We start from the raw sequence: 23,489 nt of genomic DNA, 5'->3' as shown, positions 1-23,489 counted from the left end.
TGACCTCAAAGTGCATTTGGTTTTGACAACCAAGTATCGACGGAAAGTTTTTACTCTTGAAATGCTGAATAGGTTACACTCCATCCTTGAAGAATTACTCCACAAGTGGGATTGTAAATTAATTGAGTTTAACGGGGAAGACAATCATGTTCATCTTCTTTTCCAATACCATCCTGACATTGCTTTAAGTAATTTGGTTAATAATCTCAAATCTGTAACGTCTCGAAAGCTTAGACAAGAATTTTCCGACCACTTAAATTCTTTCTATTGGAAAGATGTTTTATGGAATGGCTCTTACTTTGTCGCTAGTTGCGGCGGAGTTACTATTTCAACCTTAAGACAATACATTGAAAACCAAAACCAACCTAATTCCGATAAACCCTGACCGCAATTCATCTCACGCTGCCCTGTCGGGTCAGACGTGGGGCTTCTTGGGGAAGAAGCTAAAAAGGGTTATAAACGTTTTCATTCTCGACTAAGAGGTTCTCTGTGTATGCTGTTAACCGAATGGTGTAAAAACCGAGGAGAAGTGGGGATTATTGGGCTGTTGTTCTCAAAAAAAATAATCGAGATTGGGTTTTGATTCCCGACTTACTTTATATTTCCTATAATCGTCTTCCGTTAGAACGATTTGAGGATGAAGCTTGTCCGGTTCCACCAGAATTAGCCATTGAAATTATATCACCCGAGCAAACATTTGGCGAGATGAGTGAAAAAGCGATTGATTATCTCAATGCAGGAGTCTCAAGAGTTTGGGTGGTTGACTCAAAAGCAAAAACCATCACCATTTTTTATCCCGATGCACCCCCACAAACGAAACGAAACGAGAGGAAGCAACTGTGAGCGATAATTTATTAGAAGGAATAACATTTACCGCCCAACAAGTTTTTCAACAAGCAGGTATTGTTTAAACAGTCACCAGCTATTAGTAAACCCGTAGGGGCGCTGCGGTTTGCGCCCCGTTGCTTGCGCCCAGTTGCTTGCGCCCACAAACATAACAGAATCAAACCCTTTTAAGCGGTACGGAACCGGGCTAATTCTTCACCTGTTTTCGCATCGTGAGCGTGAACGGTACACACTAAACAAGAGTCAAAAGAACGGGCGACATGACCCACTTCTACGGGGTCATTTTTATCGGCAATAGGGGTACCAATTAACGCTTCTTCGATAGGGCCACGAACGCCTTCACCGTCACGAGGGCCGATATTCCAAGTCGAAGGGGCGAGAATTTGATAGTTTTTAATCTTGCCATCTTCAATTTCAACCCAATGACACAAGGCACCGCGACTGGCTTCAGTTGCCCCCCAACCCCGTCCGTCTTTTTGGGTGGGTTTGATATACCAGGGGTCCCGCAGTTTAAACTCGCGCAGACAGCGTTCAACTTCTCGATATAATTTCACTTGTTCGTGCATTCGGGCTAACTGACGCAGATGCACACTCGGCCCACCCATTTTCTTGAACATATCAAGAATAAAGCCATCATAATATTGCCAACTCTCACCATGATGTCCGCCTGCGACGAGTTGACGAGAAAGTGAACCGACTTCCATCCGTCCAAAATCTTGGTGTTTAACGGCGGTTGACCAAGTATAAGCGCCTTCTAAGAAATCAATATCGTTGTTTTGTTGGGGAACAGTAAAACGGTCAAACGGATGTACATCTTCGTTGCCTTCCTCGTACCAAGAATGGCTGGTATTTTCGCGAGTGAAATGATGTTCCATCAGTTGATGAGTGTCGCTAAAACTATCATAAACCCCGCTTTTCATCATCACCGCCCCATTGCGTCCGGCAATTGTTGGGCGTTGATATTTATCTTCGTGGGGGAGATAACCCCAACTCATGTATTTTCCGGTTCCCATCCCGAATTTATCTAAACCAATATCTAACCCCATTCGCCAATAAAAGCCTAAGTCGGAGTTGAGATGATTCGGACTTTCATTCAACCAGTCCATAAAATCATCGTATGATTGAATTTCTTCATAACGTTCTAATGAACAACCCAACCAAACGGGTTCTAACCAGTTCGTGCGGAAATATTCTAAAATCGACCAAGCCCGAGTAATATCGGTTAAAGTCGGCGCACACATTACCCCACCGGGAACCATAAAGCTAGAATGAGGCCATTGTCCGCCAAATAACGCATAAATTTCAACGGGTTTCGCGGAAATAGTGACGCCAATTTCATAGGATTTTCCGGTATAAGCGGCAAACCGCCGACAAGCTTCTTCGTAAAAAGGGCTATTTTGATATTTTTTGTTGGTTAAGTCAATGGCAAACAAGCCGTAAAAATAACGGGGATGGCTTTGAATGGTTTCGACGAGTTGACCTAAATTTCGGGCTAAAATTGCATTGCGAGGAACTTCGGTTTCCCAAGCGGTATCCAACGCCCAAGATGCACAGGTGAGGTGAGAGGCGCCGCAAATTCCACAGACTCTCGGGGTAACAATTAATCCAGCTTGGGGGTCTTTTCCTCGTAGAATAACTTCAAACCCGCGAAACAGTTGGGCTTGTGTCCAAGCGTTAACGACCTGGCCATCTTGGATATCGACTCGTACATCTAAGTCTCCTTCGACTCGACCCACGGGAGATATATCTAAAGTTTCGACAGATGTTCGTTGGGCAACCATGTTTGTTCTCTCTATTAATTTTAGGTGATAGGTATAGCGCCGAAGCGTAGGGAACAGGGAACAGTTATCAATGATGAATCTTCTCTGTTACCTGTTTCCTATTTATCGGTATCTGTTTGAAAGCCGTTTGTTAAACAGTGAAAATGTCTTCTTCTGCCCATTTCGGGGTTGAATCTTTAGCCACAACGGTTAATAGGGCGTAGTCTTTGCGGTTGACTCCTGTGGGTAATTCTTTGGGAACTCCCATCACGGTTTGGGTTTTAAAGACGGTGCCGGGTTGCAGGTCATGGAACGGAAATTCGGGTTCAGTACAGCCGAGACAAGGCATTCCAGCCCGGGTTTTGGAGGAGACTCGGTTCCACAAAATTCGGTTACAGGAAGAATGAGTCATCGGTCCGCGACAGCCTAAGTCGTAAAATAGACAACCTCCTCGTTGTCCGAAGTCGGAGGTTGAGGCTTTGTAGGCAAAGTGAATGTTGCGAGTACATCCAGTTTGGGTGAAACTCTTGAAGAAGGTTTCGGGGCGATGAAATTCGTCTAGGGTGATATCATCTAGCCTTCCGGTGGAAACGGCGACTAAAATTTGAGTAATCCAGTCGGGATGGGCGGGACAACCGGGAATGTTGATAACAGGAAATCCGGCTTGACTGAGGTAGTCGGGGCCGAGAAAGCCGCCTTTTTGCCGTTTAAGAAATTGTAACCCTTCGGACTCGCTAGGGTTGGGTGACATCGCGGGAATACCGCCATAGGTGGCACAGTCTCCGACGGCGACGACGAATTTAGCGACTTGGGAGAGGTCGGATAACCAGTCTTTCATCGGACGGTCTGCGAAACGGTTCCATTCTCCGGTGCCTTTGGGGGCGTTGACGACGCTGCCTTCAAACACGAGGATATCAACCGGGATAATTCCGTTGATGCAGTCTCGCAGTAGTTTTTTCAGGCTTTCTCCGAGTTCGAGTCCCAGGGAGGGATGCCAGAGAAGGTTGATGTTAAAGTCGGTTATTAGGTCACAGACGCTTGGTTCTTCGGCGTTGAGAAATGACATGGTGTTTCCTGAACAGGCACCACCTTGTAGCCAGAGGACGTTAGCCACAATAATTCTCCTTTTGCAATTCGGACAAACAGTTTGGATATTAGAAGGTTACTTTTGACAATTATGTAATACAAAACTTTAGATTTTGATCATCATGGCGAATTTTTTTAGATTTATGGGGATCAGATTACCAAAAGTTTTGATTCGTTGATTGTTATTGATGAAACAAAATTGAGGAAGTTTGAGTTTTTCGTTAAATTTACAGAAATTTTCTTGACGTTTGGGGGAGAGTTTTTGAGGGGTGTTTTGACGAAAAATTGCTCAAAAGCAGGGACATAGGGAGATTCGAGAACCTTAAAAAAGCCTTAAATTGAGCTGATCTTGACATAGATTCAATTCAACTCAATAACGGTATCAGATAATACAGTTATTTCCGGTAAATAAGGATTAGTTTAAGGCAACAAGAGTGACTATTTTTGCTTAAATTGTTGTTAATTGCTGAGATTGACGTTAACGATTGTGTTGAGTATTTGCTAATCGCGTCAACCTCAAAAACCATTTGTTAAACCCTTCACCCCGAGAATAGTTGTGACACAAAGTTTTACTGATTCTGCTGTTAAAGCCGCTACTGCTGCGGTTGAGTCTGAAGCCGCCACCGTTGCTGAAAAAGTGCAAATGTTGAGTGAAATTTCACGGGGGTTGCTGCAAAAGCCAAAAGGCATTGAACAGATTGAAGCTGCCGTGTTATTGTACCGTCAAGCGATTGAGTTGTGCGGTTCAGAATATCCTCTTTTAAAAGCACGGGCGACTGTTGGTTTAGGAATTGCTCTGCGAACTTATCCTGGTGAAAGTTCAGACGGGTTAGTTGCAGCCAAAAAAGTTTTTGAAACGGCATTACCGATTTTACAACAACAAGCTTCCCCGGAAGAAGTTGCCGAATTGCAGATGAATTTGGGGCTAGTTTTTCAAGCGTTAGTTCCGTTTAATCTCGCTCAAACTAAAGATGCGGTACAAGCGTATCAACAGGCGTTAGAAGTATTTACGCCGAAGGAATATCCCCAAGAATACGCTATCCTACACAATAATATTGCGATCGCTTATTTGTCAATGTCGATGTCGGGAGATGGCGAAGATATGCGTCAGGCGTTGGCGGTTCAGTCGTTTGAAGAAGCGTTGAATTGGATTATTTTAACCGATCATCCGTCTGAATATGCGATGCTACAAAATAATCTGGGAAATGCGTTGCAATATCTGCCGAGTGTTCATCCGGTTGAGAATAATTTGCGGGCTTTAGAGGCTTATAACGAAGCGTTAAAAGTGCGGACAGCTAAAGATACTCCGGTTGAGTATGCCAATACAATTGCCAACAAAGCTAATATTTTATTTAATCTTCCAGATGATGTCGAAAATCCAGAAGCTGGAAATCCCAATCATCTCAAAACTGCAAAGACTCTCTACGAAGAAGCCCAATTGATTTTTACTCAATATGGTGAGTCGGAACGGGCGGAAATGGTGAGTCAGGCGTTGCAAGATTTGGATGTTGAATTACAAGCGTTGTCTTCTGTAAATTAAACAAGGAGAAAGGCATGAATGAGTTAAATCAAGAACTGTTAGAAGTGTTGAATACTCCAGTAATACAGACATTTTGGACGAATTTTATTACGGGTGAAATTACGCTATTAACGGGGATTGTTTGGTTGGTTGTTGCTGGTTCAGTGTCTATTTTTGGCGGTGCAATTGGGGGCGTTTTATTAGCGAGAAAAGATTTGGGTTTTGGTCTAGCTGCTTCCATTGGGGGTTTGTTTGGGCCAGTGGGTGTTTTACCTGCAATTGCGATTGGATTGATTGTCTTGAAGTTTGTTTAGAATTGAGGAGAAATTTTTATGTTAGAGGTCGGTTGGTTCAGCACAAAGTTACTGTTAAAGGGTAAATTGTTGCGAAATCCGGGCTATTTTATTCGTCAAAGTTCTATCGGCTTGGGTTTGGGTTTACTCTTGTTTGTGGGCTTGGATAAAGTGGGTGTGACTTTGTGGTTGCCGATTGTTTTATCGAGTTTGTTAACGGGAATTGCAATGCCGTTTCTGTTGAAAGATATCAAAATGAAATAACCCCCAATTTTGGGGATAAGTAAAAATGGGCGCAAGCAAAAATGGGCGCAAGCCTTGCGCCCCTACAGTTAATTTAAAATTAAAATAACAATAAAAAATAAAATATTATGACTTCAACCCAGATTTCTCCCGAAGATGGGGTAACGTTAGAAGATTTGGTTAAAGAAATAAAGTTTTTTGAAAATACTGTTTTAGAATGGCATGACCCGGAAAAGTTATTGGTTGTGGAAGGGTTGAAACAATCAATCGAAGCGTTGCATAAAGAAGCCCTAACTCGTTTAATTCGCAGTGTTAAACAAGAATCTCTCTCGGCGTTACGCCATGCGGTTGAAGATGAAGTGGTTTACGGAATACTACGCTATCACGAACTCGTTAAACCGCCCCAACCCCCGTTAGAAACTCGCATTCAACAAGCCTTAGAAGAAGTGCGTCCAGGCTTAAAAAGTCATAGCGGTGATGTGGAATTAGTCGCTATTAAACTCCCCGATACAGTAGAAGTTAAATTAGTCGGAACTTGCAGCAATTGTCCGGCTTCTACGTTAACGTTAAAACAAGGCGTTGAACAAGCGATTAAAAATCATTGTCCCGAAATTCAACAGGTTATCTCGGTTAATACTCCCGTTTCCACGAACAATTCTCATTCTATTATTAGCCCTTTTTCTGCGGATAACGAGGCGGGTTGGGTGGCGATAACAACAATAGAAGAAATTCCAGATGGGGGAATTTTAGCGGTAGAACTGGATGGGTTAAAGTTAATTATAACCCAATTTGCGGATAAAATTCAAGCCTATCGTAATAGTTGTACTCATCTGGCAATGCCTTTAGATAAAGGCAAAATTCAAGACGGAATTCTCACCTGTCCGTTTCATCATTTCCAATACAATTTAACAACAGGAGACTGTCTCACCGCCCCCGAAATGCCCTTACAACCCTATCCCGTGAAACAAGTTGGAGAACGAGTGTTAGTGCGAGTTTAAATAATACTTTTTAAATGAATACCCCAGTTAATCCTCAATCTTCTTCTATTCAAGATATTTTTGCCCCAAAAGGCGCTGAAATTATTCTCGGACAACAACCCTCTGATGTGTTGGTGGTTCCCCTCGAACCCAATGCGACCACGATGTTTGGGCCGCGTGGCCTGTGTTGGGTGGAAAACGGGCCTTTGTGGGTGGCAGATACCGGACATCATCGTTTGTTGGGATGGCGCCAACGTCCAGAAATTGACGGACAGGCGGCGGACTGGGTGATTGGACAGCCGAACTTTAACCAAGAAGGACAAAACGCCAACGGTTCCCCAACGGCTGCAACGGTGAGTGTTCCCACAGGAATATGTGTTTGTGGCGAAAGTTTGGCGGTTGCTGATGCGTGGAATCATCGGGTTTTAATTTGGAAAAAAGTTCCTCAAGATAGCAATATTCCGGCGGATATTGTTCTCGGACAGGCTAATTTTAACGCCAATGAACCGAACCGAGGTGAGTTTGAAACGGCTGCAAATCGAATGCACTGGCCCTATGGGGTTTTCTATTACAATGGGCTGTTTTTTGTGGCGGATACGGGAAATAGACGAGTATTAGTTTGGCGAGAATTTCCGATAGAAAATGGTCAACCTGCGGACTTTGTTTTAGGACAGTCTGATTTGGTTTCTCGGGATGAAAATGGTGGCGGAAGTCCAACGGCTTCGAGTCTGCGTTGGCCCCATGCGTTGGCAGTTTGGAAGAATAATTTAGTTGTTACTGATGCAGGGAATAATCGGATAATGATTTGGGATAATATTCCCACAGAAATGAATCAACCTTGTGCGTTTGTTTTGGGTCAAAAGGGTTTTGATACGGTTGAATTGAATCAAGGGGTTTATTTCCCGTCTGACTCCTGTTTAAGTATGCCCTATGGAGTCGCCTCAACGCCAGAATGGTTGATTGCTGCTGATACTGCAAACTCAAGGTTAATTGGATGGAAAGGTGAAGTTTCGACGGGAAAATCTGCGGAAATGTTAACAGGTCAATCTAACTTTAAGAGTAAAAGTGAAAACCGTTCTTATGGGAATGCAACTCGGAATAGTTTGTGTTGGCCCTATGGAATTCAAGTTTATGGAAATACGGCGATGATTGCAGATTCGGGGAATAATCGGGTGTTATTGTGGTCGATGGGTTAAATCGATCATTAAACTAATCATAAATAACATAAATTATCCCTCGTTTTGATTTTCGGTTGAGGATTGGGCTGCTTGTTGGACTTGTTCTAATTCTAGTCCTAATCTGACGGCTATTTCTTCTAAACTAATTCCCACACTAATTAGAAAAGGAATTAATTCTAATTTTGCTTCTTGTCGCCCTTCTTGACGCCCTTCTTGTCGCCCTTCTTGTCGCCCTTCTTGTCGCCCTTCTTGACGCCCTTCTTGTCGCCCTTCTTCTAACGCTTCTTGATAAACACGGGTTTGTTTCAAATCATCTAAACTAAACATGGCTTCGATTTCCTCCCGACTGAGTTGAGGTAACTTGTAGACTAAGATGGCTTCTATCAATTGTAGAAGATCTGCTTGAGATTGTTGCTGAAAAGTTTCTGCCCTCACCCGTTCGATTAAATTCTGGGCTAGGGGAATGGCTTGTTCTTCCTGTGCTACAATTAGTTGAATGGTGGCAATCCCGACAGAGTTTTCCGCAATTTCTCCCAACTCATCTAGATAAATTCGACTCACTCGCCCAGAATGAAGTAATTCCTGATATCGAGGAGTTTCACCGGGATCAATATTGCGGCTAGGATAAAGAACAACGCCTCGCCAGTCGTTAATGAGTTCTGTTTTATTAAGATCAAGGAAAATTTCGGCAAAAAAACGGGAATAAAAGCGAGAATCAGACTGAAACTGAACTTCAGCAAAATAAATTGGCGGATGAATTGCATTAATATTGGAGACAAAAACACCATCAATTCTAAAAGACAGTTGTTTAACTTCTACTGATGAAAATTGATAGGATTCTGCTTCTTCGGGTGAACGGTTAATTAGTTCAAAGAAAATCCCAGGAAAGGCTTCAAATAAGCGATAAAATAGAGTATCTGTTTTCACTAGATTGATTGTTGGGGAAAATTTGCAATCCAGGATAACACGGGGATGACAAAAAAAGCCTGAAGAAAGATCAAAGAAATTCCCACAATCGCATAATTAAGTTTCACAATAAAGGTATAGGATCTAAATGAGTGAATAATGGCGACGATCACGGATCACATAGCTGAAGAAATTCGCGTCTGCGGTATCGTTCAAGGGGTGGGGTTTCGTCCAACCGTTTATCGCCTCGCCCTAGACTGTGGCTTGTGTGGAGAAGTTAGCAACGACGGTGAAGGGGTTTTAATTCGTGTGGTAGGCGATCGCAATGCTATCAATAAATTCATTCATCGTTTGGAAACTGAACCGCCTCCTTTAGCAAAAATTGAGTCAATTCATCGCTCTCCCTACACAGGCGATCACTCTTTTTCTAATTTTACCATTGTTTCGAGTCAAACAAACAAAATTAGAACAAAAATTGCTCCCGATGCGGCAACCTGTCCGGCGTGTAAACAAGATGTTTTTGACCCTTTAAGTCGTTTTTATCGCTATCCCTTTACCAATTGTACTCACTGCGGCCCTCGTTTAAGTATTATCAAAAAGTTGCCCTATGACCGGGAAAATACCAGCATGGGCGGGTTTGAATTGTGCGGAGAATGTCAACAAAACTATGAAGATCCTCTCAATAGACGCTTTCACGCCCAACCTGTTGCTTGTCATTTTTGCGGCCCAAAAGTAACATTAGAACGGGGGGATGGTAACGCTGTAACTGCCCATATGTTCTCGATGTTAGATGAAGTTGATGCTGTTTGTACGCTACTTCAACGAGGGCAAATTGTGGCGATCAAAGGGTTAGGTGGATTTCATCTAGCTTGTGATGCAACCAACGAAGAAATCGTTCAAAAATTACGTCAACGCAAACACCGCCCCGATAAACCTTTGGCGTTGATGGCGCGAGATATTAATATTATTGAAAAATATTGTTTTGTTACAGCAGAAGAACGAGAATTATTAGAAAGTTATGCCGCACCGATTGTATTATTGCGTCAGAAAACCAGCTTAAAAGATTCAATTCAAAATCAAATCGCCCCTTCTGTTGCACCCAATCAAAACTCTTTAGGGTTTATGTTACCCTACACACCTTTACATCATTTAGCGTTGAGAAGATTAGAGATTCCAATTGTTCTGACCAGTGCTAATTTTTCCGATGATCCTCAATGTATTGATAACGCAGAAGTGAGAACTAAACTTGCAACTGTTGCTGATTATTTTATATTACATAATCGGGAAATTGTCAACCGGGTTGATGATTCGGTTGTGAGAATCAATAATAACAGTTTACAAATTCTTCGCCGTGCGAGAGGATACGCCCCAACCCCGATTAATTTACCGCCAGGATTTGAAGATAAATCTGCTATTTTAGCAATGGGGAGTGAACTCAAAAATACGTTCTGTTTGGTGCGAGAAGGTCAGGCAATTTTATCCCAACATATTGGCGATTTAGAAAACGCTTTAGCCGCCGAAGCCTATCAGAAAACGCTGAATCTTTATTTAGGTTTACTCGAACATCAACCGAGTGCGATCGCATTAGATTTACATCCCGAATATTTATCGACAAAACTCGGAAAAGAACTCGCAGAAACCAACAATATCCCGATTTATTCTATTCAACATCATCACGCCCATGTTGCGGCTTGTATGGCTGAAAATGGCTTACCCATCGATACAAAACCCGTTTTGGGAATTGCTTTGGACGGGTTGGGATACGGCGAAGATGGTACAATTTGGGGCGGCGAATTTTTGTTAGCAGATTATCGCAGTTTCCAACGGTTGGGAACGTTTAAACCCGTAGAAATGATCGGGGGCGAACAGGCGATTTATCAACCATGGCGGAATACTTACGCCCATTTAAAAGCGGCTTTTGGAGAAGATTTACCCTCGCACATTATCGATTTAAAATTGGGAGATTTTTTGGTGCAACAACCGCTAAAATTACTCGACCAATTAATAGAGAAAAAGATTAATTCTCCTCTCGCTTCTTCTTGTGGGCGGTTGTTTGATGCGGTGGCGGGTGCAATTGGAATTTGTCGCGAAAGTTGCAGTTATGAAGGACAGGCTGCGATTACACTGGAAGCGATCGCGGAAGACTATCTGTTAAATTACTCTGAAGAAATTGAGCCTTATCCGTTTTTGGTGAGAAAATTAGAATGCTCGTTATTGTTTATCGAACCTCGTCCGATGTGGTCAGCTTTGTTAGCAGACTTGCGACAAAATCTTCCAGTGGGGATGATGGCGGCGAAGTTTCATTTCGGGTTAGCTGAAGCTATATCAACAATGGTTGAACGGTTAAGTTTTGAAACGGAGTTTCATCAAGTTATTTTAACAGGAGGTGTGTTTCAAAATCAAATTTTACTGACTCAAGTTCGCGAGCGCTTAATGTCTAAGAATTTGGAAGTTTTAACGCACAGTCAAGTTCCTTCTAATGATGGCGGACTCTCTCTCGGACAAGCCGTGATTGCATCTGCTAAACTAAAAGAAGAATAAACGTTTTTTCAATCCTATTGTTTAGATTACAAAAAAAAATGTGTTTAGGAATTCCCGGTCAAATTACTGAAATTACCGACACCACCAACAAGTTAGCAATGGTTAATATTGCGGGTGTAAAACGACAGGTTAATATTGCTTGTATCGTCGATGAAACTCACCCCGTTGAGTCTTGCGTTGGGGATTGGGTGTTAGTTCATGTGGGTTTTGCCATGAACCGAATTGATGAAAAAGAAGCCGCAGAAACGTTAGAAATTTTACAGCAATTAGCGGCGATTCAGTAAATAATAAAACAGCCATCCCAATTCAGGAGAAATCAGGATGCAAACCGCCCCCGAAAAGCTTTCTTGGTCTGATATTCCCACCGAAGTTAAAGATTTGTTAATGCAAGCGGTCGAACAGTGGGAAGATACGACAAAATCAGAACAGTACATCTATCAAGCCTTAGAAAAAGCCGGGGACAATTACGAGGTATTAATTGGGGTTTATCGTTATTTTTTCTACAAAAATCAGCAAAAAATGGCGTTAAAAATTGCCCAAATTGTTCTAGATAAAATCAAAACTGAGGAACAATTACCCGAAAGTTGGGAAGACCAAAAACCCCGATTAATTCAAGACAAAGAACAGCCCAAAATCAGATTATACTTGAATGCTTATGCAGCAACGGGTTATATTCTCGCCCGTTTGGGTGAAATTGAACAAGCCAAACAAATCACCGCACGAGTTCAAGAAATAGATACAAAGCGAGAATCAAGTGCGACGACTGTTTTTGAAGTGTTAACCCGAGTACCGGAAGAAGACGAAGAATAATTTTTAAATCAATTTAAGCGAGGAGAAAACACCTGATGAAATATGTTGATGAATTTAGAGATCCGCAAAAATTACAAGCGTTAATGGGGGAAATAAACCGCTTAACGTTAATGCTTGAACGGACATCCGAACAACCCTTAAAAATCATGGAAGTTTGCGGAGGTCACACCCATTCTATCTTTAAATATGGCATTGAAGAACTTCTTCCTGATAGTATTGAACTCATTCATGGCCCCGGTTGTCCCGTTTGTGTGATGCCCCGAGGCCGACTCGATGCTGCGATTAAATTGGCCGATATTCCTAACGTTATTTTTACCACGTTTGGCGATGCGATGCGGGTGCCGGGTTCAGAAAAAAGTTTACTCCAAGCGAAAGCCCAAGGCGCAGATATTCGCATGGTTTATTCACCCTTAGATGCCTTACCTATTGCTAAACAAAATCCCGATAAAGAAGTAATTTTCTTTGGGTTGGGCTTTGAAACTACAGCACCCAGTACCGCTTTTACTATCTTACAAGCCGAAGCTGAAAACATCAAAAACTTCAGTATTTTTTGCAATCATGTGATTGTCGTTCCGGCGTTAGAAGCGTTATTAGATAACCCCGATTTGGAACTGGATGGATTTATTGGCCCTGGTCATGTTAGCATGGTGATTGGTTCAAATCCCTACAAAATTATCGCCGAAAAATATTATAAACCCGTCGTTGTTTCCGGCTTTGAACCGTTAGATATTGTCCAGTCTGTTTGGATGTTGCTGCAACAGTTAGTAGACCGACGTTGTGAGGTTGAAAATCAATATAAACGTCTCGTTCAACCGGATGGAAATCCGATGGCGTTGGATGCTATTAAAAAAGTGTTTGAAGTGCGAGAAGAATTTGAATGGCGAGGACTTGGAGACATTGCCCAGTCTGGACTGAAAATTAATTCAAATTATGCCCAATTTGATGCAGAAATAAAATTTGATGTTTCTGATGTTAAAGTTCCCGATGCTGCTGCTTGTCAGTGCGGCGAAATTCTTAAAGGAGTCTTAAAACCCTGGCAATGTAAAGTATTCGGTACTGCTTGCACGCCAGAAACACCCATCGGAACTTGTATGGTTTCTTCAGAAGGGGCTTGTGCCGCTTATTACAAATATGGTCGCCTTTCAACCGTTGTAAAAGCTAACAAACCCCAACGTTCTAAAGCAAAAGTATAAACACCTAAGCGCTAGCCTTCTATCTTTTATATAGCAACAAATGAGGAGGAAAACTGTATGCCATTTGTCACAATTCAAATTGGAGAAGGTCATTCGATTGAAAAAAAACGGGAACTCGCCAAAGCAGTAACCGATACTTTAGTTGAAACCTTGGGAACGAAACGGGAATGGGTGACGATTCATATTGATGAATTTAACCGGGATAATTGGGCGGTTGGTGGTGAACTCCACTCCGATAAACATCCCGGACGTCACGCTGATAAATCCGTTTAATTTGTTGGGAGTAATAGGATGAAACTTAGTAAATTATCGGACAATTTCAACTATTACTCCCCAAATATTTTTAACGAGCAAAACAGATAGGAATAAGCCAAGCTTTAGAATAATTTTAAACTCGGTTATTAACAACAAATCAAGGTTAAAATAAATGACTCCTTCTTTAGATAAAAAAGCCGAACAACATCCCCTCTTTCAAAAAGTCGAAAAAGTTCGCCGTCGCCCCGCAAAAGTTCGCGATACAACCGTTACACTCGCTCATGGAAGTGGGGGGAAAGCAATGCGGGATTTAATTGATGATATTTTTGTCAAAACTTTTGATAATCCGATTCTTTCTCAACTCGAAGATCAAGCCAGTTTTAACTTAGCAGAATTGGCAACACTCGGAGATCGGTTAGCCTTTACAACCGATTCTTATGTTGTCGATCCGATCTTTTTTCCTGGGAGTAATATTGGGGAACTTGCTATTAATGGAACTGTTAATGATTTGGCGGTTAGTGGTGCCAAACCCTTGTATCTTTCCTGTGGTTTTATCCTCGAAGAAGGGCTACCCATAGAGACGTTGCGGGAAATAGTTAAAAGTATGAAAATAGCTGCTGATAATGCGGGGGTAAAAATCGTTACCGGAGATACGAAAGTCGTTCATCGAGGCTGTGCGGATAAACTGTTTATTAATACCGCAGGAGTGGGCGTTATTCGTTCGGGAATCAATATTTCCGCCCAAAATTTACAGCCCGGAGATGCGATTTTAGTGAATGGTTATCTCGGCGATCATGGGACTGCTATTTTGATTGCTAGAGGTGAATTAGCTTTAGAAACGACGATTGAAAGTGACTGTCAACCGTTGAATGATTTAATTGATAAAATAATAGAAATTTGCCCAAAAGTTCGGGCTTTACGTGATGCAACCCGGGGCGGCGTGGCAACAGTTTTAAATGAATTTGCCATGAGTTCGGAAGTGGGAATTCGCCTGTTTGAACCGGAATTACCCCTGCGAGAAGAAGTGCAGGGAGTCTGTGAAATTTTAGGGCTTGATCCGCTATATTTGGCGAATGAAGGGAAGTTAGTTTTGGTTGTCCCGAAAGAGTATGCAGAAACGGTTTTAGAGGCGATGAAATCTCATTCTGCGGGCGAAAATAGCCATATTGTTGGGGAAGTGATTGCTTCTCCGCCCGGGGTTGTTTTGCTACAAACGGCTTTTGGAACTGAACGAATTGTTGATATGTTAGTTGGGGATCAGTTGCCTCGAATTTGTTAGTTTTTTAACATAAATTAGGAGAATTTAAAATCATGCACGAACTCGGAATTACTCAAAATATTGTTGCCATTGTTAGCGAACACGCTAGAGGCGCACCCGTTAAACGAGTTACATTAGAAATAGGCAAACTTTCGGCTATTATGCCTGATGCGATTCGATTTTGTTTTGATGTTTGTACGCAAGGAACCGTTTTAGAAGGGGCAACTTTAGAAATTATTGAAGTGGTGGGTTTAGGAAAATGTCGGCAATGTGGAACTGAAGTTCCTCTCGATCAACCCTTTGGTATTTGTCAGACTTGCAATAGCGTTGAACTCGATATTATTCAAGGCGAAGAACTCAATATTAAAGAAATGGAGGTTGAAGAATTATGTGCGTAACTTGTGGCTGTTCTGATGATAGCGAAACAACAATTACAAACCCTCAAACGGGAGAGAAAATTGAGATGAAAACTCAGAATCATCAACCTCATTCTCATACTCATACCTTGGCAGATGGCACGGTTGTGACTCATTCTCATCAACACACTTCTACAGTTCCTAAAACTGAAACTAAAGGCTCTGAAATTCATGCTAAAATACACGGTAATACGATAGAATTAGAACAGGCAATTTTAGGCAAAAATAACTTAATTGCCGCCCAAAATCGGGGCTGGTTTAAAGGGCGAAATATTTTAGCTTTAAATCTAGTCAGTTCTCCGGGTTCAGGAAAAACAACGCTGTTAACTCGTACCATTAACGATTTAAAATCTAAGTTAACCTTTAGCGTAATAGAAGGGGATCAAGAAACAGTCAATGATGCTGAAAAAATTCGTTCTACCGGCTGTAATGTCGTTCAAATTAACACTGGAACCGGATGTCATTTAGAAGCAGCAATGGTTGAACGAGGGTGTGAAGAACTGAACCCGCCTCTCAACTCTATTGTCATGATTGAAAATGTTGGAAATTTAGTATGTCCTGCCTTATTTGATTTAGGTGAACAGGCAAAAGTTGCCATTCTTTCTGTCACAGAAGGCGAAGATAAACCGATTAAATATCCCCATATGTTTCGGGCGAGTCAAGTAATGATTTTAACGAAAATTGACTTGCTTCCTTACGTTCAGTTTGATGTTCAACGCTGTTTGGACTACGCCCGCCAAGTGAACCCTAAAATGCAAATTTTCCAAGTTTCCGCTTCTACAGGAGAGGGTTTAGAAACTTGGTATAACTGGTTAGAATCTCAATCTCAGCAACTCTAAAATGAGAGGTTGGGTTTGTTCAAAATTCAGCCCAACCTGTTTAATAATATCTTTTCATTCTACAGTAGAAAGAATTCTACAAACTACAAAATAAAACCACTCTAATCCAACTTGCTTGATCCATAAAGGGGGAAGATCATTGCTATTGTCTTTGACTTGGGATGAGACGATGACAGAATTTGAAACTTTCTCAATTGTTAAGCGCATGATTTCTGATTTCTCTACAAATGTATAATTTTTTTGGCTACAGGTTCGGAAATTCAAACTGTGAGTCACAATAGAAGGTAGTGATTTCAGTGAGGATCAGAGTGTGAAAACAGTTGCCGTATTCAGAGATGAACTAGAATGTCAACCTGATCTTTTCTTGAAAACCCAAAAGTCGAAAACGTAAACTTTTGTTAATTTTATTAGAGATTTGCATCTGATAACCAAACCGAAATCATCATATTCACTTTTTTCTCCGGTCACTTCACCAAATAAGCATTTTCTCATCTTTCACACGTTCATTCTATCCGGGTGGTCAGCCGGAAAAAAAGAGGGTTATGTAATATCTATGTAAAGCTTTAGTAAAGTTTAGTTCGATCCTTGCGAAATTGATACTACAGCATCGCTCAAAAAAGCGACTATAGCCCCTCTTCATAGCACAAGTGATCAACAAACGTCCATCCCAATGTCACAAACCCAAAAACTGAGAATCCAGTTAAGAAGCAACAAATAGCATCCGATCATACCTCCGGTAAATATCAGTGATGGAACTTGAGTATCACTATCGCCATCAGATGATATTTGGGTTTATACAATTTAACTTCACTGCTATCATTTCCCCGATATTATAGAGTAACTTAGATATAGCTACTCGGACGAAAAGAGGATATTGAGATGACACATCTATTCGATTATCTGAAAACGATAATTATGTTTACATTCAGTGATTGTCAACGACGCTATTGATTTCAATGCTAGATTAGATAGCTATAGAGAATCTATAAGTAAGACTTCTGTTAAATTTTATTTAATTTTAGGATAAGGGTGAACTGCTTAGTCAAAACTACTATCTGATCTAATAAAACCGACTTAATCTCTAAAATTAATCACCTATGAATTCTAAACAATTACAACGATTATTAATTTTTTATTCTGCGGTAGGAATCTTTACGATTAGTGTATTGGTGGCAGTATTAAGTATATTTCCCCTCTATCAACAACTCAGAAAAAGCGAAGAAGTTAACTTGCAATCAGCTTTACAAACTCGAAAGTCAGCCGTTGAAGAATTTCTTGTTGGTGTCAAAGAGATCACAGCACAAATTGCTAGTCGGACTCAAGCGAAACAACTATTAGAAATTTATAATCAGAATCCAAATAATCGTAAATCTGCCGCTACTAATATCACAGTGTTTCTGAGTGATGCTCTCAATCAAACTGAATATTTAGCTGGAATTACTCGCCTTGATCAAAACAATCAATTCATGGCTCAAGTCGGTTTATCTATTCCGAAAGTTTTTTGGGAATTTTCTGCTGTAAACTCTCAAGATACTCAAATTATTAATCCAATTCGCCTTAATGATCAATTTTATCTAATGGTTAGGCAACCCATTTTTGACTTAAATCAGGAGCAAATCGGTACAGATTTGGTTTTATTTAAAATGGATCGTTTAGAAAAAATTATAGCAACAGATAATACGAGTTTAGGCAAAGCTGAACAAGTTTTTTTAGGGGCAGTTGAAAAGCAAAAAGTCAAGTTATTATTGTCCTCTAATAATGAAAATGAAACCTTATTAAAACCAATTTTAGAAGCTCTAGAAAAAACAGTAGTTTCTCAAGAGTCTGGACTTACTGTTGTCAAAGGTAAGTTCTGGACTCATACTCAAGTTATTATCTTTGAACCCCTATCAGAATTGAATTGGGGACTTGTTATTAAAATAGATCGTCAAGAATTGTATGCGCCAGTAAATCGTCAGCTTCTTACCATTGGAATTGTTACAATTATTGTTAGCCTTTTCGGGGCAGGTGGAATGGTTTTGCTATTGCGTCCCTTAGCAGGTCGAGCCATTATTCAAACCGATGAACTTGAAAAACAACTTCAAGATAAAAACCTAATGTTGCGTGAGTTAAACTATACTCAAGAACAATTACTCTTAGAAATTCGTGAGCGTAAATCAGCCCAAACTGAACTCCAAAAACGAGCTGAACAACTACGAAATCATAATACTGTTTTAATAGAAATTGCTCAACAGCGAGCTGTCAATCAAGGAGATATGTTAACGGCAGCGCAAGCAATTACCGAAGCAACAGCTCAAATATTAGAGGTAGATCGAGTCGGAATTTGGTTGTATAATGAAGACAAAACACATCTTAAATGTTTTGATTTGTACCAAAAAACACTCAATAAACATCAGAGAGAAGGAGAGATTAGAAAGAATGATTATCCTGCTTATTTTGACGCGATTAATTTACAGGATAGTATTGCAGCATCGGATGCACGTAATGATCCAAGAACTTGTGAATTTCTCTCTAACTACTTCATTCCTAATAATATTTTTTCCTTACTTGATAGCACGGTTCGCATTGGTGGAAAAATAGTCGGTGTGATCTGTATAGAGCAGTGTAATAAAATTCAAAATTGGACTCCAGAAGATGAAATTTTTGTGCGTTCAATTGGAAATATTATCTCTTTAGCAATTGAAGCGAGAAATCACCAAAAAGCTGAAATTGCATTGCAAGAAAGTGAAAGAATGTTTCGTCAGCTTGCAGAAAGTATTGATAGTGTATTCTGGATTAGTCATCCTCATGGAAAAGAAATCTACTATGTTTCTCCTGCTTATGAAAGAGTTTGGGGTCGTCCTTGTCGTCAAGTTTATGAGCAACCCTTATCCTATCTTGAGGCAATTTATTCAGAAGATCGTGAACGAGTGATTTGTTCTTTGAATAAAATAGCTTTTGGTGAATATGAAGAAGAATACCGAATTGTTAAACCTAATGGTGAAATTCGCTGGATTTATGATCGGGGTTTTCCTGTAACCAATGATCAAGGAGAAATAGATCGAGTGACTGGAATTGCAACCGATATTACCGAACGTAAACAAACAGAGAACGCTCTCCGACAATCAGAAGCCCAATTAAGAGAACAAAAACAACAGCTTCAGCAAACTTTAAAAGAACTTCAACGAACTCAAGCTCAGATGATTCAAAATGAAAAAATGTCGAGCTTAGGCCAAATGGTAGCTGGAATTGCTCATGAAATTAACAATCCGGTTAACTTTATTCATGGAAATATCGTTCACGCCACCGATTATATTCGCGACTTGCTCAGTTTAATTCAACTCTATCAACAGCATTATCCCTATCCCCATCCAGACATTGAGGAAGAAATTGAAGCAATTGAACTTGATTTTCTCCAAGAAGATATCAAAAAACTCCTCAAGTCTATGCAGGTTGGCACAGAACGGATTCGAGAAATTGTCAAATCGCTACGAATATTTTCTCGTTTGGATGAATCTGAAATCAAAGAAGTTGATCTCCATGAAGGACTGGAAAGCACGTTAATGATTTTACATAATCGCCTTAAAGCTAAATCCATCTATCCAGGGATAAAAGTGATCAAAGAATATGATAAAATTCCTCGGATAACCTGTTATTCTGGACATATCAATCAAGTCTTTATGAATATTCTCAGTAATGCAATTGATGCAATTGAAGATGCTCAGTCTTTTCAATCTCCCGAAGAAATTCAGCATAATCCTGGCTGTATTCGCATTAAAACTCAACAAATAACACCAAACTGGATACAAATTTTGATTGGTGATAATGGGCCAGGAATAAGTGAAGAAGTTCGCACTCGTTTATTCGATCCATTCTTCACAACAAAACCCATTGGTAAAGGAACAGGATTAGGACTGTCAATTAGCTATCAAGTTATTATTGAAAAACATCAAGGAAACATTGAATGTGACTCTATTTTAGGACAGGGAACAGAATTTAGAATCCAGATACCGATTCGCTAATCACTAAGATATTTTTAAAATCCTCATTGGTGTGATTTCTATCACGCATTTTTTTAAAAGTTTTAACTAAATTTAAGATAAAACAGAGATCTATGAATGGTGTTGAGAACAGCAAGGTTAATTGATGAAACTCGTTATCCCCTGTACCCGAGAGGTGTTAACTGGGGAGATGATCTAAAGTGGATAGACTGGGTTGGAGTAAATCAAACTGGAGTGAATAATTTTCTAATCATCAAGATTTCTATCCCTATTAGACTTGAATCATTACTCGATGAACTAAAAAACGACTTCGATGATTAAAAACATTGACAAATCGTATAACCGAATAAAATGTCCATAAATACTCCCGATACCAATATTATTTTGATTGTTGATGATAGCCCAATTCATCTGAAAGTGCTATCTGAGAGTTTAGTGAATGCCGGATATGAAGTCGCCGTCGCGATTAATGGTGAAACAGCACTAAAGCAAGCTCTTTACGAGCCTCCTGACCTAATTTTACTGGATATTCAAATGCCAGGAATGGATGGATTTGAAACTTGTCAACAATTAAAAGCCCATCCTTCAACTCAAGCTGTTCCGATTATTTTTATGACGGCTCTTGCGGATACATCTAGTAAAATTAAAGGATTGAAAGCGGGTGCTGTTGACTATTTAACAAAACCTTTTCAACAAGAAGAAGTTTTAGCACGGATAAAAGTACACCTTCAGATTAAAGATTTAACTCAATCCTTACTGGAAAAAAATCTTTTACTCGATCAGCTCAATCATAAACTCAAACATTTAGTCCTTGAAAAAGATATTCAGCTTCAAGAAGCAGATAAGTTGTCGTCAATGGGTCAAATGATGGCAGGAATTACCCATGAGATTAATAATCCTTTAGGTTTTGTGATTGGTAATGCTAATCAAGTTGAGGAATTTCTGCAAGATCTATTAACTCATTTACAACTTTACCAAAAATTTTATCCAAATCCTGCCGTACCTATTCAAAATCATGCTGAAGAAATTGATATTGGCTTTTTAATGGCGGATCTACCCGAAATGATAGCATCCATTAAACAGGGATCATTGCTAATTAAAGAGATTAGCACTTCAATGCGAATCTTTGCTAAAGTTGATGGTAAAAATAAAGTTTTATTCAATATTCACGATGGCATGAATAGCACTTTATTGATTTTAAACCATCGACTTAAAGCTAATGAACATCATCCAGAAATTCAGGTGATTAAAAAGTATGGAAAAATCCCAGAAATTGAATGCTTTCCTGGACAGCTCAATCAGGTTTTTATGAATATTATTGCTAATGCTATCGATGCCTTAGAAGAATCAAACCAAGGTAAAACCTATGCAGAAATTATAGCTAGTCCTAATCAAATTACCATTTCTACTGAACTCACACCCGATCAAACTCAAGTTTTAATTCGGATTGCAGATAACGGTACGGGAATCCCTGAAGAAATTTGTTCTCAATTGTTCAATCCCTTTTTTACAACTAAGCCCGTGGGAAAAGGGACTGGACTGGGATTATCGATTAGTTATCAAATTGTTGTAGACAAACATCAGGGAAAGCTAGAGTGCTATTCTAGAAATGGACAAGGAACAGAATTTGTAATTGCAATTCCAGTTCATGCACCTAAATGTTAAGGGAATTGTTACAAATTAACTGGGCTTAATAACAGGAAGGGATATGAATGAATAAACCTGGATTGAACAGCCTCAAGTTTAAAATTCCGTTATTCGTGTTACTCAGTGTAATTCCTGCAATGCTCACCGCCATAGGATTGACTAGCTATCGAGCTGCTAAAATTCTTCATAAAGAGGCAGAAAAAGATTTAGCTTCACAAGCTCAAGCGTTGGCAATGCAAGTTTCCCAATGGGATAAAATGAATACTTTAGCTTTACAAAACCTCAGCAAAAATCTAAGTCTAATCAATACAAACTCGACTCAGCTTAAATCAAGCTTAGTGATTCTGCAAAATAGTTATAAAGATTACTTGTGGAGTGTAGGAGTTGCCAACCCAGAAGGAAACTTTATTGCTCTCAGTGAAAGTAATAAAATTGAACCCATAAACTACAGCGATCGCGAATGGTTTCAAGGGGCAATATCAGGAAATTCGATCACTCGTGAAATCATTATTTCTCGTCGATCAGGAGAACCCGCCGCTATTTTTTCTGCACCAATTCGAGAGCAAAACCCCCTCATATCTTCTGAACAATCCTTTGCTTCTTCCTCGGGAAAAATCATTGGTGTTATCCGTCTAGGAATACTTCTCAATGAACTGGCTGAAGCTGTCGGCGCAAACAAAATAGGAGAGACAGGATTGGCAATTTTAGTCGATCATCAAGGTCAATTAATCGCTCATCCAAATTCTCAACTGACTTCGGGAGAAAAACTCACAGATCTCAGCTTATACCCTCCTGTAAAACATCTTTTAAATGATCATCAAGGTCTTTTTGATTTTACCGATGATCAGGGAGTCCGCTGGCTATCTTATAGTATTCACCTAGATAATAAATGGGGAGCCATTGTACTCAAGAAGCAATCAGAAGTATTTATGCAAGTTCGAGAGTTTTGGCAACTCGCGATCACAATTGCGATATTTTCGACAGTTGGAATTGGAATTTTAATGGCATTGCTTGCTCATCGCCTGATTAAACCGATCAGTGATTTAACCGAAGCTGTAGCTCAAGTTAGCCAGGGAAAATGGCATCGAAAAGTTGAGGTTCGAGGTCAAGATGAATTAGCAATTTTAGCACGAACCTTTAACAGCATGGCAAAAGCCTTAAAAGAATCTTTTTCTCGTTTAACTGAAATGAATGAAGATTTACAAGCCTCAGAAATGAGAAAACGTGAAAAAGCCATTGCTTTAGAACAATCTCTCCAAAAATTACAACAAGCACAAAGTCAATTGATCCAAACTGAAAAAATGTCTAGTTTAGGTCAAATGGTTGCTGGAGTTGCTCACGAAATAAATAATCCTGTTAACTTTATTCATGGAAACTTAGTTTATCTTAGACGATACACCCAAGATTTACTTGAGTTGATTGAACTTTATCAACAATCAGGAACTCAGCCCCCAATTGAAATTATACAAAAAATAGAAGATATTGAACTTGATTTTATCCAAGAAGATATTGATAAATTACTCAAATCCATGAACGAAGGAAGTAGTCGAATTCGAGAAATTGTACAATCATTGCGTATTTTTTCTCGTCTTGATGAATCCGAACTCAAGCCTGTAGATCTTAAAACCGGAATTGATAGCACATTAATGCTTCTACAATACCGATTAAAAGGACAACCTGGATATCCAGATATTGAGGTCATTACAATCTATGAAAACTTGCCTTTAGTTGAGTGTTATCCT

Annotated in this window: 21 protein-coding genes; 18 read left to right on the top strand and 3 right to left on the bottom strand. The window is 40.0% G+C overall.

Features of this window, described 5'->3' with window-relative positions:
• A partial coding sequence (tnpA, locus tag M595_RS23810) for an IS200/IS605 family transposase (RefSeq protein ID WP_040484588.1) occupies nucleotides 1-385 on the top strand: 385 nt, incomplete at its 5' end.
• A 194-nt stretch (nucleotides 386-579) separates the two neighbouring features.
• Complete coding sequence (locus M595_RS32525) at nucleotides 580-843, top strand: Uma2 family endonuclease (RefSeq protein ID WP_023069056.1); 264 nt, start codon at nucleotides 580-582, stop codon at nucleotides 841-843.
• Between the two features lie 170 nt (nucleotides 844-1,013).
• Here the strand turns inward: M595_RS32525 and M595_RS23800 are convergent, their stop codons facing one another.
• Both M595_RS23800 and M595_RS23795 read right to left on the bottom strand, forming a co-directional pair.
• Nucleotides 1,014-2,627 (bottom strand): nickel-dependent hydrogenase large subunit, encoded by a 1,614-nt coding sequence (locus M595_RS23800; protein WP_023069054.1) that lies wholly within the window; start codon nucleotides 2,625-2,627, stop codon nucleotides 1,014-1,016.
• A 130-nt stretch (nucleotides 2,628-2,757) separates the two neighbouring features.
• A complete protein-coding gene (locus tag M595_RS23795) occupies nucleotides 2,758-3,720 on the bottom strand; it encodes a hydrogenase small subunit (protein ID WP_040484584.1) in 963 nt (320 codons plus the stop codon).
• A 528-nt stretch (nucleotides 3,721-4,248) separates the two neighbouring features.
• Here M595_RS23795 and M595_RS23790 point away from each other — a divergent pair.
• The 5 genes from M595_RS23790 to M595_RS23770 all read left to right on the top strand — a co-directional run bounded on the left by M595_RS23790 (nucleotide 4,249) and on the right by M595_RS23770 (nucleotide 7,920).
• The gene (locus M595_RS23790) at nucleotides 4,249-5,232 is read left to right on the top strand and encodes a tetratricopeptide repeat protein (RefSeq protein WP_023069077.1); all 984 of its coding nucleotides are present in this window, start codon (nucleotides 4,249-4,251) and stop codon (nucleotides 5,230-5,232) included.
• Between the two features lie 14 nt (nucleotides 5,233-5,246).
• Nucleotides 5,247-5,525 carry an asr0689 family protein gene (locus M595_RS23785; protein WP_023069075.1) on the top strand — a complete coding sequence of 93 codons (279 nt, stop codon included), beginning with the start codon at nucleotides 5,247-5,249 and terminating at the stop codon, nucleotides 5,523-5,525.
• 18 nt (nucleotides 5,526-5,543) lie between these two features.
• Nucleotides 5,544-5,768 (top strand): hypothetical protein, encoded by a 225-nt coding sequence (locus tag M595_RS23780; RefSeq protein ID WP_009782480.1) that lies wholly within the window; start codon nucleotides 5,544-5,546, stop codon nucleotides 5,766-5,768.
• Nucleotides 5,769-5,875: 107 nt separating this feature from the next.
• Nucleotides 5,876-6,745 carry a NifU family protein gene (locus M595_RS23775; protein WP_023069059.1) on the top strand — a complete coding sequence of 290 codons (870 nt, stop codon included), beginning with the start codon at nucleotides 5,876-5,878 and terminating at the stop codon, nucleotides 6,743-6,745.
• A gap of 14 nt (nucleotides 6,746-6,759) precedes the next feature.
• Nucleotides 6,760-7,920, top strand: a complete 1,161-nt coding sequence (locus M595_RS23770) for an NHL repeat-containing protein (protein WP_023069074.1) — start codon at nucleotides 6,760-6,762, stop codon at nucleotides 7,918-7,920.
• Nucleotides 7,921-7,953: 33 nt separating this feature from the next.
• Here M595_RS23770 and M595_RS23765 read toward each other — a convergent pair whose 3' ends face one another.
• Nucleotides 7,954-8,829 (bottom strand): Rpn family recombination-promoting nuclease/putative transposase, encoded by an 876-nt coding sequence (locus M595_RS23765; RefSeq protein WP_023069065.1) that lies wholly within the window; start codon nucleotides 8,827-8,829, stop codon nucleotides 7,954-7,956.
• A gap of 138 nt (nucleotides 8,830-8,967) precedes the next feature.
• Between M595_RS23765 and hypF the strand changes: the two genes are divergently transcribed.
• The 11 genes from hypF to M595_RS23705 all read left to right on the top strand — a co-directional run.
• A complete protein-coding gene (gene hypF, locus M595_RS23760; protein ID WP_023069052.1) occupies nucleotides 8,968-11,349 on the top strand; it encodes a carbamoyltransferase HypF in 2,382 nt (793 codons plus the stop codon).
• Nucleotides 11,350-11,387: 38 nt separating this feature from the next.
• On the top strand, nucleotides 11,388-11,633 hold the full coding sequence (locus M595_RS23755; RefSeq protein ID WP_023069058.1) for a HypC/HybG/HupF family hydrogenase formation chaperone: 246 nt from the start codon (nucleotides 11,388-11,390) through the stop codon (nucleotides 11,631-11,633).
• A 37-nt stretch (nucleotides 11,634-11,670) separates the two neighbouring features.
• Nucleotides 11,671-12,159: a hypothetical protein gene (locus M595_RS23750; protein WP_023069066.1), complete on the top strand. Its 489-nt coding sequence runs from the start codon at nucleotides 11,671-11,673 to the stop codon at nucleotides 12,157-12,159.
• Nucleotides 12,160-12,194: 35 nt separating this feature from the next.
• The gene (gene hypD / locus M595_RS23745; RefSeq protein ID WP_023069055.1) at nucleotides 12,195-13,352 is read left to right on the top strand and encodes a hydrogenase formation protein HypD; all 1,158 of its coding nucleotides are present in this window, start codon (nucleotides 12,195-12,197) and stop codon (nucleotides 13,350-13,352) included.
• A gap of 57 nt (nucleotides 13,353-13,409) precedes the next feature.
• Nucleotides 13,410-13,625, top strand: a complete 216-nt coding sequence (locus M595_RS23740; RefSeq protein WP_023069063.1) for a tautomerase family protein — start codon at nucleotides 13,410-13,412, stop codon at nucleotides 13,623-13,625.
• Between the two features lie 154 nt (nucleotides 13,626-13,779).
• Entirely contained in the window at nucleotides 13,780-14,886 is a 1,107-nt protein-coding gene (hypE, locus tag M595_RS23735; RefSeq protein WP_023069069.1) for a hydrogenase expression/formation protein HypE, read from the top strand.
• Nucleotides 14,887-14,918: 32 nt separating this feature from the next.
• Complete coding sequence (gene hypA, locus M595_RS23730; protein ID WP_023069064.1) at nucleotides 14,919-15,263, top strand: hydrogenase maturation nickel metallochaperone HypA; 345 nt, start codon at nucleotides 14,919-14,921, stop codon at nucleotides 15,261-15,263.
• The gene (gene hypB, locus M595_RS23725; RefSeq protein ID WP_023069061.1) at nucleotides 15,254-16,120 is read left to right on the top strand and encodes a hydrogenase nickel incorporation protein HypB; all 867 of its coding nucleotides are present in this window, start codon (nucleotides 15,254-15,256) and stop codon (nucleotides 16,118-16,120) included. Before hypA ends, hypB begins: the two co-directional genes overlap by 10 nt.
• 1,097 nt (nucleotides 16,121-17,217) lie before the next feature.
• Entirely contained in the window at nucleotides 17,218-20,121 is a 2,904-nt protein-coding gene (locus M595_RS23720) for an ATP-binding protein (protein ID WP_023069071.1), read from the top strand.
• Nucleotides 20,122-20,451: 330 nt separating this feature from the next.
• Nucleotides 20,452-21,765: a hybrid sensor histidine kinase/response regulator gene (locus M595_RS23710; RefSeq protein WP_023069076.1), complete on the top strand. Its 1,314-nt coding sequence runs from the start codon at nucleotides 20,452-20,454 to the stop codon at nucleotides 21,763-21,765.
• A 47-nt stretch (nucleotides 21,766-21,812) separates the two neighbouring features.
• On the top strand, nucleotides 21,813-23,489 hold a 1,677-nt coding region (locus tag M595_RS23705; RefSeq protein ID WP_023069067.1), incomplete at its 3' end, for a sensor histidine kinase.

This window comes from Lyngbya aestuarii BL J (genome assembly GCF_000478195.2).
In the GTDB taxonomy this organism is placed as follows: Bacteria; Cyanobacteriota; Cyanobacteriia; order Cyanobacteriales; family Microcoleaceae; genus Capilliphycus; species Capilliphycus aestuarii.
The sequence above is the reverse complement of the archived record's forward strand: the minus strand, read 5'-3'. Positions and strand labels throughout refer to the sequence as shown.

Bases quoted from the DNA above. Each gene is read 5' to 3' on its own strand.
- M595_RS23770 (WP_023069074.1), top strand. From the start codon at position 6,760: ATGAATACCCCAGTTAATCCTCAATCTTCTTCTATTCAAGATATTTTT.
- M595_RS23800 (WP_023069054.1), bottom strand. From the start codon at position 2,627: ATGGTTGCCCAACGAACATCTGTCGAAACTTTAGATATATCTCCCGTG.
- M595_RS23720 (WP_023069071.1), top strand. From the start codon at position 17,218: ATGAATTCTAAACAATTACAACGATTATTAATTTTTTATTCTGCGGTA.
- M595_RS23775 (WP_023069059.1), top strand. From the start codon at position 5,876: ATGACTTCAACCCAGATTTCTCCCGAAGATGGGGTAACGTTAGAAGAT.
- M595_RS23710 (WP_023069076.1), top strand. From the start codon at position 20,452: ATGTCCATAAATACTCCCGATACCAATATTATTTTGATTGTTGATGAT.
- M595_RS23740 (WP_023069063.1), top strand. From the start codon at position 13,410: ATGCCATTTGTCACAATTCAAATTGGAGAAGGTCATTCGATTGAAAAA.
- hypE (WP_023069069.1), top strand. From the start codon at position 13,780: ATGACTCCTTCTTTAGATAAAAAAGCCGAACAACATCCCCTCTTTCAA.
- M595_RS23750 (WP_023069066.1), top strand. From the start codon at position 11,671: ATGCAAACCGCCCCCGAAAAGCTTTCTTGGTCTGATATTCCCACCGAA.
- M595_RS23755 (WP_023069058.1), top strand. From the start codon at position 11,388: ATGTGTTTAGGAATTCCCGGTCAAATTACTGAAATTACCGACACCACC.
- M595_RS23785 (WP_023069075.1), top strand. From the start codon at position 5,247: ATGAATGAGTTAAATCAAGAACTGTTAGAAGTGTTGAATACTCCAGTA.
- hypA (WP_023069064.1), top strand. From the start codon at position 14,919: ATGCACGAACTCGGAATTACTCAAAATATTGTTGCCATTGTTAGCGAA.
- M595_RS23780 (WP_009782480.1), top strand. From the start codon at position 5,544: ATGTTAGAGGTCGGTTGGTTCAGCACAAAGTTACTGTTAAAGGGTAAA.
- hypF (WP_023069052.1), top strand. From the start codon at position 8,968: ATGGCGACGATCACGGATCACATAGCTGAAGAAATTCGCGTCTGCGGT.
- hypB (WP_023069061.1), top strand. From the start codon at position 15,254: ATGTGCGTAACTTGTGGCTGTTCTGATGATAGCGAAACAACAATTACA.
- hypD (WP_023069055.1), top strand. From the start codon at position 12,195: ATGAAATATGTTGATGAATTTAGAGATCCGCAAAAATTACAAGCGTTA.